This window comes from Methylobacterium sp. JK268, from assembly GCF_054052225.1.
In genome coordinates, this window is record NZ_JBSVZN010000020.1 from 58839 (window position 1) to 74704 (window position 15866).

Sequence of the window (15866 nt, forward strand, 5' to 3'; positions counted from 1 at the left end):
CCAATCGGCTTGACCGTGCGAGGGGCTGCTTTCGACCCAAAGCGGAACTCACGAGCGACCGGAATGATGCAGCGTTGATGCAGATGGTGTACACTGGTGAAGTCGACTGGACCCAGATCTGGGCAAGGCTGCGAAGCGGACCTCCCGTCCGAGAGGAGCTCCTTGCGGGGTACGGGCACAGCGCGTAGGCTCTGCGGGGCTTCAGAGAAATGTGCCGGTGGGGTAATAAACTTGCCGAACTCTGTAATTCTATATTCCACCAATACGTGGATATCTTACAAGATTGCGCAGAAATATTATGGCGATGTCCATTATGTATGGTGCACTCCAGAATTTGATCCCCGTCAGAACGGGCGCGATAGCGCTGTTCCGCCAACATCGAGTCCGTTCGAAATGTATCAGTCACTATTCGAGGAAGTCTACCGTGGTGAACGACACAGCAGCAAGATCGGCGCAAATCGAACTGGGATCCTCCGCGGTGCTCAGGCTAAGCACAGCGCTGGAGTAATCGGAGATTCTCAAGTGAGTGAGATAGCTGCAGTAATAAATGCTGCGCGGGTGAGCGACTTTCGTCCGCTTTTGTACGTCATACCCGCTGTGCAGGTCGCTTCGCTCATTCGTGAGCCTCCTCCTGAGGACAAGGCTCATCCTCTTTCTGCTGAGTACATCATACCGGAGCTGCCAAGAAATCACTTCGATGTCATCGAGTTTCTAACTAGATAAGGGGAGATGAAGTCGTGGAAAAATTTAATGTCGAGGTAGAATCTAATTCAACAACACACCGGATACCTGATGTGATAGCGGGTGAACGCAATAAGCAGCTAGTTGTTGATGCTGTCTACCTCGTAGTTAGGGTTTTGCGGAATCATCTTCGCGGATACAAGGATCTTGCTGTATCGTCAGAGGCAGGATCGGAGGCAGCGCTTCTAGCAAAACGGGCCATTGACGAAATCGAGAAAATTGTTGGGAGCCCCGTTTCAGAAATTAGTGAAGCAACGACAAATAAATATATTGAACTCCTCGCACATGTTCAATCCGAAAAAGTTCTACAAGGCAAACATTCTTCGAGTGGATCGGAAGTAGAAGTGCTCAATAATATGCGCAGTCAACGCATCTAGATCATATGATCGTCGCAGACACAACGGTACTCAGGCTCGACGACCTGAGAGGTGCGCATACATAACGATCGCCGGCGTTAACATCTCTTCAAAGCATTGAGGCGTTCTCCCTTAGGGGCTTAGGTGGGTGTGATCAAACCGTAGTGAGCGGCCGCGCAATTTCAGCTTACCACCCGAAGCGGCCCTTCGCACGGTCAAGCTGAATAGGTTCTGACCCTAGAGCGGAATCCCATCAGGTTGCATCATACCCTGCGGCGGCGAAGTAGTTGACGCACTCGGCTGGCGTGAAAAGGTCGACGATGCAGCCGATGGTGGTTCAGAGCCCGTCGACCGTTCGCTCGCCGACCTTTCGCAGGAGCGCCTTGAGCTTGGCGAAGGCATTCTGCGTATAAGGCGGCTCACCGACCGGAACATGGGCCGCCCGGGTTTGCGGCAGGCCTCTCCGCACTCCCCTCCATGTGGCGATGGCGGTTCATGGGCTGCCTGCGGAGCCGATTCCGATGATCGGTATCGTGCCGCATCTCGTGGTGTTGACGCATGTGGCCGTGACCCATCGTGTAACGATGGGCTTACCAATGCGCCGTAGGCACGGCGATGGTATCGTTCAAGCGAATCAAAGCTCCTGGTAGAGCTGACGCAGCAAATGGAGAACTCAACACATCTACCGTTCCTGATGCCGCCACAATCATAAAAAGAAGAACCTTCTTCATAAAGTTCTCTCTTTCAACAAATTTTTGCCGCCGTGCTACTGATTTTGCGCTTGATAGAGCCCTCCCTTATAAGATGCACGATTGAACGGCTACCGCTTTTCATCTGTCATCTTATAAAATCCTATTTCCCCATCGCCGACCGAGCCGCCTGAATCTTCGCCTTCACTGCTTCGAGGTTGAAGCTCGCCCCTTTCTGCATGGGCGGGAACTCGATCGCCGTCATGGCAAGCTTTTCCACCTCCTGCTGGACGAAGGTGAAGCGCCAGAACTCGTACAGGAACCAGTTCATGTAGTTCTGGGTCCCGACCTTCGTACCCTCGCTGGGCCAGCCCGCCCGCTCGAAGGGATCGAGCCGCAGGTTCGTGATGTAGGGCACGTCGGGCTTGGTCTTGTCTCCCAGCCACCCGGCCGGTTGGTCGATGAAGCGGTACTTGTAGTCGCCGATCCGGACAGCTCCCAGTTCACTTTCGCCAAAATACCAGATCTCGTTGCGCTTCGACGGCCCCTGGCCTGTGATCATGTCCATCTGGTTGTAGCCGTCCAGATGCACTTTGTACGTCTGATCGCCGATCTTCTTGCCCCTCTTGAGCTCCTCGGCGATGTCCGAGTTGCCTGCGGCTGCGACGAGGGTCGCGAACCAGTCGAGGCCGGAGATCACCCCGTTCTCGACTCTGCCGGCCGGTACCTTGCCGGGCCAGCGGATCATCGCCGGCACGCGGAAGCCTCCCTCCATCACCGTGCCCTTGGACTGCGCGAAGGGTGTCTGCCCCCCATCTGGCCACGTGAACACCTCGGTGCCGTTGTCGGTGGTGAAGACCACGATGGTATTGTCGTCCAAACCCAGATCCTGCAGCTTCTTCATCACTAAGCCGACATCGTCGTCGAGCTGCGCCATGCCGGCCTCGTGAATGGTCCAGCCGTTCTTGGAATTGCGCAGCGCCTGATACTTCGGCGACAGATGCGTCGTGACGTGCATGCGGGTCGGGTTGAGCCAGACGAAGAACGGCTTGCCGTCCGCCTTGGCCTTGTCGATGAAGTTGAGCGCGAGATCACGGATCTCGTCGTCCACGGTCTCCATGCGCTTGGGATAGAGTGTGCCGGCATCCTCGATCCGCTGCTTGCCGACCCTGCCCCAACGGGGGTCGTCGGTGGGATCGTCCACGCTCGTCGCCCAGGAATGGACCATGTTGCGCGGGCCGACCTTGTCCAGCAGCTCCTGCGGGTAACTGGGATGGGCCGGGTCCTCCATCGCGTCGAGGTGATAAAGGTAGCCGAAGAACTCGTCGAAGCCGTGCACCGTCGGCAGGAACTCGTTCTTGTCGCCCAGGTGGTTCTTGCCGAACTGGCCGGTCGCATACCCCATGCCCTTCAGGACGGTGGCGATGGTCACGGCCTCCGCCGGCAGGCCGACGGGAGCGCCGGCTTGACCAACCGTGGTCATGCCGGTGCGGATCGGCAGTTCGCCGGTGATGAAGGCCGCGCGGCCCGCCGTGCAGCTCGCCTCGGCGTAGTAGTCGGTGAACAGCATGCCCTCGGCGGCCAGCCTGTCGATGTGGGGCGTGCGGCCCGCCATCATCCCGCGGTGGTAGGCGCCGATGTTCCAGATGCCGATGTCGTCGCCCATGATGACGAGGATGTTCGGCTTCTGCCCGGCCAGCGTCGGCTGCTGCTGGGCCTGGGCGGGGGAGGTCTCCGTACCCGACACCAGCGCAGCGGTCGCGAGGGCCGACGTGCCCGCGAGGAGGATGTTGCGGCGGCTGAGGGTGCCGCCCGCTCCAGGGGCCGCCGGGATCGTGTCGCGCATGTTGTCCTCACTCATGGCTCAGTCCTCTCGCACGACGCACCGGAAGCCGACGTGGCTCATGGAGGTGTCGATGGGTTGCGCATGGCGGGCCGCGGGGCGGTAGCGGCGGCAGTAGTTCGGCGCGCACAGATGCGAGCCGCCCTTCACCACCTTGCACGGGATCCTGCTCCGCGGGTTGCGGGGGTCGAAGCTGTCCTCCTCCCGCCCGCCACGCGGGTTCCGGGGAATGCAGCAGGCCTTCGGCGCGTCGGCCGGGTGCTTGCGCGCGTACCAGTCGGACGTCCACTCCCAGACGTTCCCGATCATGTCGAAGAGGCCGTGGCCGTTCGGCGGGAAGGCTCCGACCGGCGACGTCCGCTGGACAGACTGGGAGATGTTCCGGTGCGGGAAGTCACCCTGCCAGGTGTTCGCCATCCGCTGCCCGCCGGGCGCGAACTCGTCACCCCACGCGAACTCGGCGCCGTCGAGCCCGCCGCGCGCGGCGAACTCCCACTCGGCCTCGGTCGGCAGTGCCCTGCCGGCCCAGGCGGCGTAGGCCTCGGCGTCGGCGTAGGCGATGTGGACGACGGGATGGTCGTCGAGACCCCGGATCGAGCTGCCCGGGCCGTAGGGGTGGCGCCAGTTCGCGCCTCTCTGGAACGTCCACCACTGGCTGCAATCGCGCAGGTCGACGGGTCCGCGCGGAGGCACGAACGCGAGCGAACCGGCAAACAGCAGGTGCGGCAGCGCGCCGGGGTAGTCCTCCGGCTTGGGCGGGATTTCCGCAACAGTGCGGTAGCCCGTGGCGCGGACGAACCGTTTGAACTGCCTGTTCGTGACCGGGGCCGCGTCGATCCAGAAGCCGTCCACAGTCACGCGGTGGGCGGGCGCTTCTTCGGGGTAGTGTCGATCCGAACCCATGCGGAACGTGCCGCCCGGGATCCAGCGCATGCCCGGGCAGTCCTGGGGCCTCGTTGCGAGGACGGCATCATCGGCGAGCCCGGTCGACATGCGTCGCTCCCGTCGGTTACCCCAAGAGCAGCGCCCGATCGCGTCGCAACGGGGCGCTGCTCTAGGTCTTTGTTTTTGCCGCATTTTCTAGGACGAACCGGCAACCACTTCGTCGGAAAATGCTCTAGTCTCCGCCTCCCGGCATCGCGGACCGCGGCGGTCGCTATGCTCAGCTCCGGCAAGACGCGCCGCAGCCTTGGCCGCCATAGCCGCCACGGGGCCGAGCCTCGGCGTCGGATGCCAGTGTCACCCCGCCGGCAGGGCCGCGCAGGCGGTCGCAACGCGTGTCATGTCATCGTGCCCCGGCGCGAGCCGCGTCGGGAGGCTCGAGGTCACCAGCGGCGGTAGCGTCGGACCGCCACCGCGCGCGGGCCGTAGATGCCGCGCCGGACACCCACCGCGCCGCGTGGGCCGACGCACCCGGCCCGGAAGGCGCCGCGGGCGCAGACGACGGCGTTCGCCTCTGTCGGTACGAAGGTGAGTAGACCCGCGAGAAGACCGAGCACGACCAGGACGTACCTCATGACGGGTCCTCCGTGGGTGTCGACCCGCCCACGGCAGCGACGCCGAGCCGGATCGGGGCGGAGACCACGATACCGGCTTTCCGAAGAGCCGCTTGACTGCACGTGACACCGGCTTGTCTTCTTGGAACAAGGTGGCGGGTCGCAGGAGTGGACAAGAGGGGTGCCGCTCGCCCGGGCTTCGCCGTTCGTCACCGATGCCGGGCGCGCCACGAGGTCGGGCTCTGGCCGGACCAGCGCCGGAACGCCCGCGTGAACGCGCTCGCCTCCGAGAAGCCGAGCGCCGCCGCAATCTGCGCGAACGGGATATCGGTGTGGTCAACCAGCTGCCGGGCGATCTCGAACCGCCCCTCGTCGGCCATGGCGCTGAATGCCGTTCCCTGCGCCCGCAGGCGGCGGGCCAGCGTTCGCCGATGCATGGAGAGCAGTCCGGCAACCCTCTCGGCGGTGCAGCTCCCGCGCATCAGTTCGGTGCGGAGCAACTGCCGCAGCCGCGACGTGAAGTCCGGTGCCTGGCTGCGCGTCAGCTCGACCAGCCGCTCCCGCACGCTCCGCAGGACGGCCGGGTCCGCACCCGGGATCGGCTGGTCGAGCTGGCGCGCCGGGAAGACGAGGGCCGCCGCCTCACGGTTGAACCGGACCGGGGCGGCGAACACGCGGCGGTAGGCCGGTTCGTCCTCCGGCACCGCTCGCGGAAGCAGCACCTCCTCCGGGGCCCAGTTCCCGCCGCAGAGGGCACGCAGGACGTTCAAGCCCGCGGCCGCGGCCGCATCCGCGACCTGGTCGGCGCACGCCGTCCCGGGCTCGTAGATCACGCAACTCCAGACGGCAGTGCCGCCGCGGGCGACGAGCGTGGTCGTCGCTCCCACGCAGTGCATCTCCACGTGCCGGATCAGACCGCGCAGGGCGGCGCCGACGGTCTCGGAGTGCAGCATGAGGGACCCGACCAGCCCGAGAGAGGCGACCCGCACCCGTTGGCCGAGGAGTAGCCCGAAATGCGCGCAGCCCGTGCAGGCTCCGGAGCGGCCGATCATCTCGCAGAACGCCCTCAACGGGATGGTCGCGTTCGGGTCGGTCAACATGGCGGGATCCAGACCCGCGGTCCGGATGACGCGCTCGAAGTCGGCGCCGAGGTGCCGCAGCAGGGGAGCGATCTCGCGCGCGACGCCCGACGGGATGGAACCCGGTTCCATCGGGCGCGCGGTGGCAGGGAACGCGCCTGGCCCCAGGAGCGGGGGGGGAGTTCTGGTCGGAAAGCTCGCCGTGAGAACCACCGCGCGGGCGTGTGGGGGCATGGCTCCACTCCGAAGCGTCGGGTCGCCTGGTCCATCCGTGTCGTTGGCCCGTGGTGCTGGGACAACCGTTCCGCCAACCGGACGCGTGGCTGTGCGCGCGTTCGGGGAGGTGCTCGCGACGGCCCTGGGCGTCATCGTGGGCCTACATCTGCAGGCAGGTGAGCAGGGCGACGTAGCTCGGCGATCCCCCGATACTTGTCGCCTGGGCGCACGACTCCCGCCGTCCAGCGTCGAAGCCGGTCCATTGCTGCTCGACCTGCATCCGGGCCTGCGCTTCGTCCCTGAGGCAGTTGCGGTCGACATTGCCGGCTCCTCCCGCGAGGACCGGGGCCGCGCGGCACGTTGCCTCGATGTCGTAGCGGGGGAGCTCGCCGGACAGAGCGGCCGAGGTCGTCAGGAGAACGAGCACCAAGCCCAGGGAGCGGATCATCGAATATCTCCTGACGCAGTCAGGGACGGTCGGCAGAGGACGCTGAGCGACGCACAGGAACTTCGAGGCCGGATCCAGCGGCCGGGTCACCGACTGCGCACGGCAGCCTGACACGAATACGGCGGCGACAGTACTGCTTCAGCCGGCACCTGCTTGACCCAATGAGACACGCGGATCAGGATTCATCGCCCCGGCTGAAGTCCCGATGGCCGCCCCGTGCATCAGGCAGGTTCGCAGGAGCCGACGGGTAGCAAGCTCTACAGGCTCGCCAGTCACTGCGCCACACTCCGTCCCGCGGACAAGCATTCGGGCACGCGGATCGGCGACCGCCAAACTGCTTGACAGTCGCATTTATGCGACTTTTTCGACGCATCTACTTCATTCGGTAGTTCCATGACTCGCGATATCGGAAGGCCGCACGAATGTTGTTGGGCGTAGGTATTAACCTGTGCAAGCCTCGGCATCGGTTCCGCCCTTGTCTGGGGTGAGCCAAGCACGGGGAGGGTCCAATGAGGGGCGTCAGGCAGCTCACCCAGATCTCGCTCCTGTCCGCGGCGTGCCTCCTGGTTCCGGCGAAATCCCAGGCAGCGGAGAGCGCACTCGGCGTGTACGTGCTCGGCAACCGAGGTCCACTCGCGGGCGTGACGCCACCGCCGGGCTTCTACTTCGAGAACGAGACCTACTCCTACTCGGGCGATCTCGGGGGCAGCCGCACCTTCCAGAGCGGCGGCGTGGTCGCGGCGAACGTCAAGCTCGACCTGAGCGCGAATTTCGTGAGCCCGATCTGGGTCACTCCGGCCGAGATCTTCGGTGGAAACCTCGGCTTCTCCGTCACCATTCCGTTCGGCACGCCCAACGTCAGCGCCGGGGCGGTCCTGGCTTCTCCACGCATCGACCGCATCATCGCCGGGCGGGAGCGCGACGCCAACTTCAACGTGGGCGACATCTATCTCGCCTCGTTCGTAGGATGGCACTCCGGCAACTTTCACTGGAGCGCCACGCTCCTCGGCGTCGTGCCGTCCGGCTCCTACGAGACCGGCCAGCTCTCCAACTTCTCGCTCAACCGTCCGGCACTCGACCTCAGCGGTGCCCTCACGTACCTCGATCCGGTGCTCGGCTACGAACTCTCGGTGGTGCCGGGCATCACCTTCAACTGGATCAACCCGGCGACCCAGTACCTCACCGGAACCGAGTTCCACCTGGAATGGTCGGCATCGAAGTACCTGAGCAAGGAGCTGTCGGTGGGCCTCGTTGGCTACTTCTACGATCAGTTGACGGGGGACAGCGGCCCGGGCGACCGGATCGGCCCGTTCAAGGGCCGGGTCACGGCGCTCGGCGGCCAGGTTGGCTACACGTTCAAGCTGGGCGAGATCCCGGTGTCGACCAACGCGAGATTTTTTCGGGAATTCGACGTCGTGAACCGGTTCACCGGCACGGCAGCCTACCTGACGATCTCGGCGCCGCTCTGGGTGGCTCCGCCGAAGCCGGCCGCCGAGACCAAGCCGGTCATCGCGAAATTCTAAGAGCCCGTTTGGAAATTATGGGTGAGCGGTGCGGCGGAGCAGGTTGCCGCCCATAGCAACAAGGATCATGGCGTGAGAGACGTCGATGCGCCGCTCGTAATCGCGCACGAGGCGTCGCCAGCGGGTCATCCAGCCGAAGGTGCGCTCCACCACCCAGCGGCGGGGGAGAACCTCGAAACCTGTCTGGCTGTCGGATCGACGGATCACCTCGATGGCAAAGTCCAGGTAGGCGGCCTTGTCCATCAGTTCGAGCCTGTCGTAAGCGCCGTCGGCAAAGAGATGCTTCACCCAGGGCCAGCGCTTGCGGATGCCGTCCAGGATCACCTGGGCTCCGGCGCTGTCGGAGATGTCGGCCGTCGTCAGGTTGACCGTCATCAGGCGCCCATCGGCATCCACCGCGATGTGGCGCTTGCGGCCGGTGATCTTCTTGCCGGCGTCGTACCCTCTTGCCGCGGCGTAGGGGCCTTCACCGTCTGGCTGTCGATCTCCGCCGCCGAGGGGCTCGCCTCACGGCCTGCCCGCTCACGGTCAACCATCAGTGCCAGGTCGTGGATGGTCTGGAACAGGAACCGCCGCGCCAGTTCCCGGAACCAGCCGTCGATCGTCCGCCAAGGCCCGAAGTGCACCGGCAGCCTGCGCCACCCGCAGCCCGAGCGCACGAGGTAGCGCACCGCGTTGATCACCTCCCGGAACTCGATCTCGCGCGGCCGGCCACGACGCCCCGGCTCGGGCATCAAGGGCGCGATCTGTTCCCACTCCTCGTCCGTCAGGTCGGAGGGATGACGCTTCGTCTTCTTGGCGATCTTGGCTAGGCGGCCACGGCTCTGCTCGATCTACATCCAGAGCTTGAATCACAGCAACAGCCCACGCGGAATCCCGCTCAGCGGATTTCCAGACAGCCTCTCAGTGGCCTACCAGACTTCATCGAGGCCCAGGCGCGACACCCCGCCTACGCTCCGTTCGCGGACCATCCGGTAAGTAAAACAAGCGAAATCCTGACAGGCCGATGAGCGATTTCGGCTGACTCCCATGCCGCAAGAGGCACAGGGCGGTGCATGTCAGGAATCCATGTCCCCGAATCAAATGTCCGAAAAACCCTTGCAACCGGACATTCCTGACATCAGCCGGATGGGGCCGTTGACGGTCGAAAGCCGCCAGTGCCAAGCCGGCCCGGCGGCGCGCGCGCCCACCCAGCCCCGACACCGAACGGGCATCCAGCCCCCAGCCTTGACAGCCTCTCCACCCCTCCGTCAAAGGGGCGTCGCGCGACCGATCTCCTTCGGCGATCCGACCGCCGCAAGGACATCGCACGCAAAGGAATCGTCCGCTCCGCCGCGGACCGCGAGAAGGCCCGGAGCCCGACAGCAAACCATCGACCGGTCGACCGCCATCAACAAGACCAACACCAAGGCGGGCGCAGAACGGCTTTCCAATGATCGCTCCAGGGAGGAGACGCACGTGGACATCAAGAAAACGATCGACCGGATCCCGGGCGGGCTGATGCTGGCGCCGCTGCTGCTCGGCGCCCTGTGCAAGACCTTCGCGCCCGGCGCTCCGGCTTATTTCAAAGGCTTCACGCAGGGGATCATGACCGGGGTGATCCCGATTCTGGCAGTGTGGTTCTTCTGCATGGGCGCCTCGATCAAGCTCAGCGCCACCGGGACGGTGCTGCGCAAGTCCGGCACCCTCGTCCTCACCAAGCTCTTCTCCGCCTGGATCATCGTCCTCGTCGCCGCCCGGTTCCTGCCGCCGGAGGGCATCCAGACCGGCTTCTTCGCCGGCCTGTCGATCCTCGCCATCGTCTGCGCGATGGATATGACCAATGGCGGCCTCTACGCCTCCCTGATGCAGACCTACGGCACCCGCGAGGAGGCCGGCGCCTTCGTGCTGACCTCGATCGAGTCCGGCCCGCTGATGAGCATGATCATCCTGGGCGCCTCCGGGGCGGCGCATTTCGAGCCGCAGATCTTCGTGGGCGCCGTGCTGCCCTTCCTCATCGGCTTCGCGCTCGGCAACCTCGACCCGAAGCTGCGGGCGTTCTTCAGCCCGGGCGGGCACCTGATGATCCCGTTCTTCGCCTTCGCGCTCGGCAACACCATCGACCTCTCCACCCTGCTCTCGCCGCTCGCCGGCCTCGGCGTGGTGCTGGCGCTGGCCGTGATCGGGCTGACCGGCATCCCGCTCATCATCGCCGACAAGGTGATCGGGCGGGGCACCGGCACGGCGGGCCTCGCCGCTTCCTCGACGGCGGGCGCGGCCGCCGCCAATCCGGTGGCGATCGCCGCGGTGGCCCCACAATTCGCGCCGGCGGCGCAGCAGGCCACCGTGCTGGTGGCGGTCTGCATCATCGTCACGTCGATCGTCGTGCCGCTGCTGACCGGCCTCTGGTACAAGCAGTTCGGCCGGGGCGCGGCGGAGCCGGCCGGGCCCGCGGAGGCGCCGGCGGCGCCCCTGCAACTCGCGCCGGTCGACTGACGGCCGCCCTCGTCCACGGATCATCCAACGGGAACCCCACGCATGTCTGGAAAACTGGCGGGTCAGGTCGCGGTCGTGACCGCGGCGGCGCAGGGCATCGGTCGGGCGACGGCGGAGTTGTTCGCCCGCGAGGGCGCGCAGGTCGTCGCCACCGACATCAACGCGGCCAAGCTCGCGGACCTCAGCGGCCCGGGCCTCACGACCCGCACCCTCGACGTCCTCGACGGCGCGGCCGTGGCGCAGGTGCTGGGCGAGATCGGGCGCCTCGACGTACTGTTCAACTGCGCGGGCATCGTCCACAGCGGGACGATCCTCGACATGACCGACGCGGAGTTGGACTTCGCCTTCAACCTCAACGTGAAGGCGATGGTGCGCACCGTCCGGGCCGTGCTGCCGGGCATGCTGGAGCGCGGCGGCGGCTGCATCATCAACATGGCCTCGGTGGCGTCGAGCGTGAAGGGCGTGCCCAATCGCTGCGCCTACCAGACCACCAAGGCGGCGGTGATCGGCCTGACCAAGTCGATCGCGGCGGATTACGTGACACGCGGCATCCGCTGCAACGCGATCTGCCCCGGCACGGTGGAATCGCCCTCGCTCCAGGACCGCCTCTCGGCGGGCGGGGATTACGACGCGGCGCGGGCCGCCTTCGTGGCGCGCCAGCCCATCGGCCGCATCGGCCGCCCGGAGGAGATCGCCGAGCTGGCGCTGCACCTCGCCACCGCCACCTACACGACGGGCCAGGCCCACATCATCGACGGCGGCTGGGCGATGTGAGGCGCGCCCACCCTCGCCCCGCCCGGCGGGCAGGGCGAGGGTGGGTCCCCGGCGATCAGCCGGCGCGCTTCAGTCCCTCGCGCCGGTCCACCTCGAAAGCCTGGAGGTCGAGCGCGAGGCCGACCACCTGGTCGGACTTCAGCCGCGTCGGGTCCAGCGGCCCGCCGAACCCGTGCCGCAGGTACACCTCCTGCACCTCGGGCGTGCGCATGGCGCCGCCCATCGTCCAGTTCGGGAACAGCCGGCCCGGAACGTCCCGCACGGTGATGATCGTCGCGGCCGCGTGGCGCGCGTCCCGCGCGATGCGGTTGTAGGTCCCCGTGACCATCGCGCGCTCGCCCTCCAGGATCTGCACGAACCAGGTCTTGTCGAAGATCAGGAACCCGGTGATGCCGTCGCGGCTGTTGTTGCGCTGAGAGACCGACAGGATCTCGCGCATGTTGGTGAGCATGGCGCGATCACCGCCCGGCACCGTGTTGCGGCTGTAATAGACGAGCTGGTGGATCATCGCGCGATCTCCCCCAAGGGCGGATTCTGGATCAGGATGGAGGCTGCAGATGGGCCGATCGATGGTGACGCCCAGATCCGCGCTCCCCGACACCCGATCTGATCGCGGGACATTAATTTTTACTGAATAAACCCAAGACGCGCAGGTTCGACGCGACCTTTATCAATGCCATATACTTAAATAATTATGATATACTAATGACACTCTCGGCCGGGCGCCGCGCGGAGGGCCAGGGTGTCCGCCGCACGCGTCGACGCCGCGATCGCCCGACCGGGCGCGGTCCCGGCCGGCGCGCGCCTCGGTCGTGCCGCCCTCAGGGATCGTCCGAGGCCCAAGCGCGCTCGGCGGGACCGTCGCCGCCGCGCCCGGCGATGCGGCCGGGCGCGGCACGCGCCTCGATGGCCAGGGCCTCCGCGTCGAACTCGGCCGCCATCGCCCGCAGCGCCGTCACCGCCGGATCGCTCTGGGTGCTCAGGTGCCGGGCGAGGCGCCGACATTGCTCGGCCTTCGTGCGAAAATACGCCGCGTCTTTCACGATCCCGATCTCGACCAAGGCGATTCATTCGCCCGCTCACGAGGTCGCTCTAACTCACGCGGCCGATATCATCACGATAAAACGTACAAAAACCGCCGAACTAAGTCTTCAGAATTATGTATTTTGTCATTTTTCGAGCGCCGCCCAGGCCGATCATCGTCGCGACGACCTGACACATGCGGCGAATGCGAGGCGCGATTGTGCCGTCCTCGGCCGGGGATGCGGCCCCGCGACCCGACCCAGGGGCCTCAGGCCGCCCGGATCGCCGAGCGGTCCCGCCCCTCCGGCACCTCGTCGGTGTGGACCGTGAATTCCGCGAGCCGGGCCTGCCCGAAGCTCGTGGTGAGCGCGACGTCGGTGGCGTCGCGGCCCCTCGCCATCAGGATTCGGCCGATCCGCGGCCGGTTGTGGCGGGCGTCGAACGTGTACCACCGCCCGTCCAGAAAGGCCTCGAACCACGCCGAGAAATCCATCGGGTCCGGCACCGGCGGCACGCCGATGTCGCCGAGATAGCCCGTGCAGTAGCGTGCCGGGATGTTCATGCAGCGGCAGAAGGTCACCGCGAGATGGGCGAAGTCCCGGCAGACGCCGTGCCGCTGCGCGTAGGCCTCCGAGGCGCTGCGGGTGGCGTCCGCCTGCATGTAGTCGAAGCGGATGTGCCGGTGGACGAAGTCGACGATCGCCTGCACCCGGCCCCATCCCTCCGGAACCTGCCCGAAGAGCTGCCAGGCGGTGGCCGCGAGCTTGTCCGTGTCGCAGTAGCGGCTGCCCATCAGGAAGGGCAGGGTCGCGTCCGGCAGCTCGGCCACCGGCACCTGCCGGGCGTGGGGGGCCTGGAGATCGGGCTCGCCGGAATCCCGCACGGTGAAGTCCGCCGCCATGCGGATCCGCCCGGCGGGCGCGACGATGCGGGTGCAGACATTGTCGAACCCGTCCCGGTACGCGCGGGCCGGCACCGGCGGGTCGAACAGGATGGTCTCCGGCGTCAGGAGATCGTCCACCCGCGAGGGATGAACGCTCAGCATCAGCACCATCGGCGTCGGCGCGACGGTGTCGAAAGCGATCGAGTAGCCCGTTCTGATTTTCATGAATTTGCCGCGATCGGGAAGCGTGTCGACACAGAAGTCGTCATGCCCGCGTTTGTTCCGGCAGGCGTGGTCGAATTCGCGCCTCGTCTGCCCAAATAACTCGCAAATGCCCGAAGCACGACCCGGTAGGCCAGGTGCGGCGCGCGTTCGGCCCGGCGACGTCTGCCGGAATGCTTCGTCAGCTGCCCGTCACGAGGTCGGCGAGGAGCTTGAGGTTGAGCCCGACGATCAGCGCGGCGGCGGCCCAGGACGCGACCTTGAGCCAGACCGGGATGACGAGGGGCCCCATCTTGGCCGGATCGGAGACGAAGCGCACCAGCGGGACCACCGCGAAGGGGAGCTGCATCGAGAGCACGACCTGGCTCAGCACCAGGAGCCGGGCGGTGCCCTGCTCGCCGGACAGGGCGGTGACCGCGATCACCGGCACGATGGCGAGCGCCCGGGTGAGGAGGCGGCGCAGCCAGGGCGCGAGGCGCAGGCGCAGGAACCCCTCCATGACGATCTGCCCGGCCAGCGTCGCGGTGACCGTGGAGTTGAGGCCCGAGGCGAGGAGCGCCACCGCGAACAGGGTCGAGGCGAGGCCCGCCCCCAGCAGCGGCGCGAGCAGCTCGTGGGCCTGCTCGATCTCCTCCACGTCGGTGCGGCCGGCGGCGTGGAAGACGCTCGCCGCCATGATCAGGATCGCCGCGTTGACGAACAGGGCGAGCATCAGCGCGAGGGTCGCGTCGGTCACCGCGAAGCGCAGGGCCGCCCGCCGCCCGCTCTCGGTGCGCGGATAGGCCCGGGTCTGCACGATGGCCGAGTGGAGGTAGAGGTTGTGCGGCATCACGGTCGCCCCGAGGATGCCGATGGCGAGGTAGAGGGCGGCCGGGTCGGTGACGATGGCCGGGCGCGGCACGAAGCCCCCGAGCACCGCCCGGACCGGCGGGGCGGCGAGCGCGATCTCGACCGCGAAACAGGCGAAGATCAGGCTCAAGAGCGCGATCACGAAGGCTTCGAGCGCCCGGAAGCCCCGCCGCATCAGGAGCAGGATCAGCAGCGCGTCGAGGCCGGTGAGCACCGCCCCCCAGAGGAGCGGCAGGCCGAAGAGCAGCTTGAGGGCGATGGCGGTGCCGATCACCTCGGCGAGGTCGCAGGCGACGATCGCCGCCTCGCAGGCGAGCCAGAGCGCGATCCCGACCGGGCGGGGATAATGGTCGCGGCAGGCCTGGGCGAGGTCGCGGCCCGTGGCGACGCCGAGCCGTGCCGCCAGCGCCTGGAGCAGGATCGCCAGCAGGTTCGACAGCAGGATGACGGAGAGGAGCGTGTATCCGAACTTGGCGCCGCCCGCGATGTCGGTGGCCCAGTTGCCCGGGTCCATGTAGCCCACCGCCACCATGTAGCCCGGCCCCAGGAAGGCCGTGAGGCGCCGCAGCCAGGAGCCGGAGGCGCGCACGCCGACGCTCCCGTTCATCGCCCCGAGGCTCGCCTCCGCTTCCGGCCGCTCGAACCGCCACGCCCGCATCCGTCCCGCGCTCCGCTCACCGCCACCGATATAGCAACGGCTATAATCAATCGACAAGGCTGGATTTGGTTGCGGCGGGGGGAGAGCCCCGCTGCGCGCAGCCCCCTACTCCCGCCGTTCCCGGAAGAAGTCCCGCAGCAGCGCCGCCGCCTCCTGCTCGCGAAAGCCGCCATAGACCTCCGGCGCGTGGTGGCAGGTCGGCAGTCCGAAGAAGCGCGGCCCGTGCTCCACGGCGCCGCCCTTGGGGTCGGGGGCCGCGAAGTAGAGGCGGCGGATCCGCGCGAAGCTGATCGCGCCCGCGCACATCCCGCAGGGTTCGAGCGTCACGTAGAGGTCGCAGCCGGTCAGCCGCTCGTCGCCGATCGCCCGGCAGGCGGCCCGGATCGCCAGGATCTCCGCATGCGCCGTCGGGTCCCGCAGGGTCCGCGGCCGGTTGCCGGCCACCGCGAGCACGGTCCCGTCGCGGACGATCGCCGCGCCCACCGGCACCTCGCCGAGGGCGGCGGCCTCGCGGGCGGCCGCGAAGGCGAGGCCGAGCGGGTCCGGGCGGCCCTCCCCCGGCATCTGCGCGAATTCCCCCATCGGCCCCGC

General features: G+C 66.7%; 14 protein-coding genes and 2 pseudogenes. 4 read left to right on the plus strand and 12 right to left on the minus strand.

The window, feature by feature from the left end:
- Positions 1–737: 737 nt before the first annotated feature.
- The gene (locus tag ACW9J6_RS21115; RefSeq protein ID WP_457118480.1) at positions 738–1118 is read left to right on the plus strand and encodes a hypothetical protein; all 381 of its coding nucleotides are present in this window, start codon (positions 738–740) and stop codon (positions 1116–1118) included.
- Positions 1119–1350: 232 nt separating this feature from the next.
- Here ACW9J6_RS21115 and ACW9J6_RS21120 read toward each other — a convergent pair.
- The 6 genes and pseudogenes from ACW9J6_RS21120 to ACW9J6_RS21145 all read right to left on the minus strand — a co-directional run.
- Positions 1351–1515: pseudogene (locus ACW9J6_RS21120) on the minus strand (IS630 family transposase); the annotation flags it as partial.
- Between the two features lie 434 nt (positions 1516–1949).
- Positions 1950–3647, minus strand: a complete 1698-nt coding sequence (locus tag ACW9J6_RS21125; protein WP_457118481.1) for an arylsulfatase — start codon at positions 3645–3647, stop codon at positions 1950–1952.
- Between the two features lie 3 nt (positions 3648–3650).
- Complete coding sequence (locus ACW9J6_RS21130; protein ID WP_457118482.1) at positions 3651–4622, minus strand: formylglycine-generating enzyme family protein; 972 nt, start codon at positions 4620–4622, stop codon at positions 3651–3653.
- 332 nt (positions 4623–4954) lie between these two features.
- Positions 4955–5146, minus strand: a complete 192-nt coding sequence (locus ACW9J6_RS21135; RefSeq protein WP_457118483.1) for a hypothetical protein — start codon at positions 5144–5146, stop codon at positions 4955–4957.
- Between the two features lie 188 nt (positions 5147–5334).
- Positions 5335–6336, minus strand: coding sequence for an AraC family transcriptional regulator (locus tag ACW9J6_RS21140; RefSeq protein WP_457118484.1), 1002 nt, complete (start codon positions 6334–6336; stop codon positions 5335–5337).
- 244 nt (positions 6337–6580) lie between these two features.
- A complete protein-coding gene (locus ACW9J6_RS21145; protein ID WP_457118485.1) occupies positions 6581–6868 on the minus strand; it encodes a hypothetical protein in 288 nt (95 codons plus the stop codon).
- A 509-nt stretch (positions 6869–7377) separates the two neighbouring features.
- Between ACW9J6_RS21145 and ACW9J6_RS21150 the strand changes: the two genes are divergently transcribed.
- Positions 7378–8391, plus strand: coding sequence for a SphA family protein (locus tag ACW9J6_RS21150; protein WP_457118486.1), 1014 nt, complete (start codon positions 7378–7380; stop codon positions 8389–8391).
- 15 nt (positions 8392–8406) lie between these two features.
- On the opposite strand, the pseudogene ACW9J6_RS21155 reads toward ACW9J6_RS21150, so the two are convergent.
- Positions 8407–9224: pseudogene (locus ACW9J6_RS21155) on the minus strand (IS5 family transposase).
- A 625-nt stretch (positions 9225–9849) separates the two neighbouring features.
- Here ACW9J6_RS21155 and kdgT point away from each other — a divergent pair.
- Both kdgT and ACW9J6_RS21165 read left to right on the plus strand, forming a co-directional pair.
- Positions 9850–10866 (plus strand): 2-keto-3-deoxygluconate transporter, encoded by a 1017-nt coding sequence (gene kdgT / locus ACW9J6_RS21160; RefSeq protein WP_457118487.1) that lies wholly within the window; start codon positions 9850–9852, stop codon positions 10864–10866.
- Between the two features lie 42 nt (positions 10867–10908).
- Positions 10909–11640, plus strand: a complete 732-nt coding sequence (locus ACW9J6_RS21165; RefSeq protein WP_457118488.1) for an SDR family oxidoreductase — start codon at positions 10909–10911, stop codon at positions 11638–11640.
- Between the two features lie 55 nt (positions 11641–11695).
- Here ACW9J6_RS21165 and ACW9J6_RS21170 read toward each other — a convergent pair whose 3' ends face one another.
- The 5 genes from ACW9J6_RS21170 to ACW9J6_RS21190 all read right to left on the minus strand — a co-directional run bounded on the left by ACW9J6_RS21170 (position 11696) and on the right by ACW9J6_RS21190 (position 15857).
- Complete coding sequence (locus ACW9J6_RS21170) at positions 11696–12148, minus strand: BLUF domain-containing protein (RefSeq protein ID WP_457118489.1); 453 nt, start codon at positions 12146–12148, stop codon at positions 11696–11698.
- 313 nt (positions 12149–12461) lie between these two features.
- Complete coding sequence (locus ACW9J6_RS21175; protein WP_457118490.1) at positions 12462–12683, minus strand: hypothetical protein; 222 nt, start codon at positions 12681–12683, stop codon at positions 12462–12464.
- 248 nt (positions 12684–12931) lie between these two features.
- Entirely contained in the window at positions 12932–13771 is an 840-nt protein-coding gene (locus tag ACW9J6_RS21180; RefSeq protein WP_457118491.1) for a transglutaminase-like domain-containing protein, read from the minus strand.
- Between the two features lie 178 nt (positions 13772–13949).
- On the minus strand, positions 13950–15275 hold the full coding sequence (locus ACW9J6_RS21185; RefSeq protein ID WP_457118492.1) for an Nramp family divalent metal transporter: 1326 nt from the start codon (positions 15273–15275) through the stop codon (positions 13950–13952).
- A 105-nt stretch (positions 15276–15380) separates the two neighbouring features.
- Positions 15381–15857, minus strand: coding sequence for a nucleoside deaminase (locus tag ACW9J6_RS21190; RefSeq protein ID WP_457118493.1), 477 nt, complete (start codon positions 15855–15857; stop codon positions 15381–15383).
- Between the last annotated feature and the right edge of the window lie 9 nt (positions 15858–15866).

What these genes read in the sequence shown, in the direction of transcription:
- ACW9J6_RS21125 (WP_457118481.1), bottom strand. Translation starts at nt 3,647, where the DNA reads ATGAGTGAGGACAACATGCGCGACACGATCCCGGCGGCCCCTGGAGCG.
- ACW9J6_RS21130 (WP_457118482.1), bottom strand. Translation starts at nt 4,622, where the DNA reads ATGTCGACCGGGCTCGCCGATGATGCCGTCCTCGCAACGAGGCCCCAG.
- ACW9J6_RS21140 (WP_457118484.1), bottom strand. Translation starts at nt 6,336, where the DNA reads ATGGAACCGGGTTCCATCCCGTCGGGCGTCGCGCGCGAGATCGCTCCC.
- ACW9J6_RS21185 (WP_457118492.1), bottom strand. Translation starts at nt 15,275, where the DNA reads ATGCGGGCGTGGCGGTTCGAGCGGCCGGAAGCGGAGGCGAGCCTCGGG.
- ACW9J6_RS21135 (WP_457118483.1), bottom strand. Translation starts at nt 5,146, where the DNA reads ATGAGGTACGTCCTGGTCGTGCTCGGTCTTCTCGCGGGTCTACTCACC.
- ACW9J6_RS21180 (WP_457118491.1), bottom strand. Translation starts at nt 13,771, where the DNA reads ATGAAAATCAGAACGGGCTACTCGATCGCTTTCGACACCGTCGCGCCG.
- ACW9J6_RS21145 (WP_457118485.1), bottom strand. Translation starts at nt 6,868, where the DNA reads ATGATCCGCTCCCTGGGCTTGGTGCTCGTTCTCCTGACGACCTCGGCC.
- ACW9J6_RS21150 (WP_457118486.1), top strand. Translation starts at nt 7,378, where the DNA reads ATGAGGGGCGTCAGGCAGCTCACCCAGATCTCGCTCCTGTCCGCGGCG.
- ACW9J6_RS21165 (WP_457118488.1), top strand. Translation starts at nt 10,909, where the DNA reads ATGTCTGGAAAACTGGCGGGTCAGGTCGCGGTCGTGACCGCGGCGGCG.
- ACW9J6_RS21170 (WP_457118489.1), bottom strand. Translation starts at nt 12,148, where the DNA reads ATGATCCACCAGCTCGTCTATTACAGCCGCAACACGGTGCCGGGCGGT.
- ACW9J6_RS21190 (WP_457118493.1), bottom strand. Translation starts at nt 15,857, where the DNA reads ATGGGGGAATTCGCGCAGATGCCGGGGGAGGGCCGCCCGGACCCGCTC.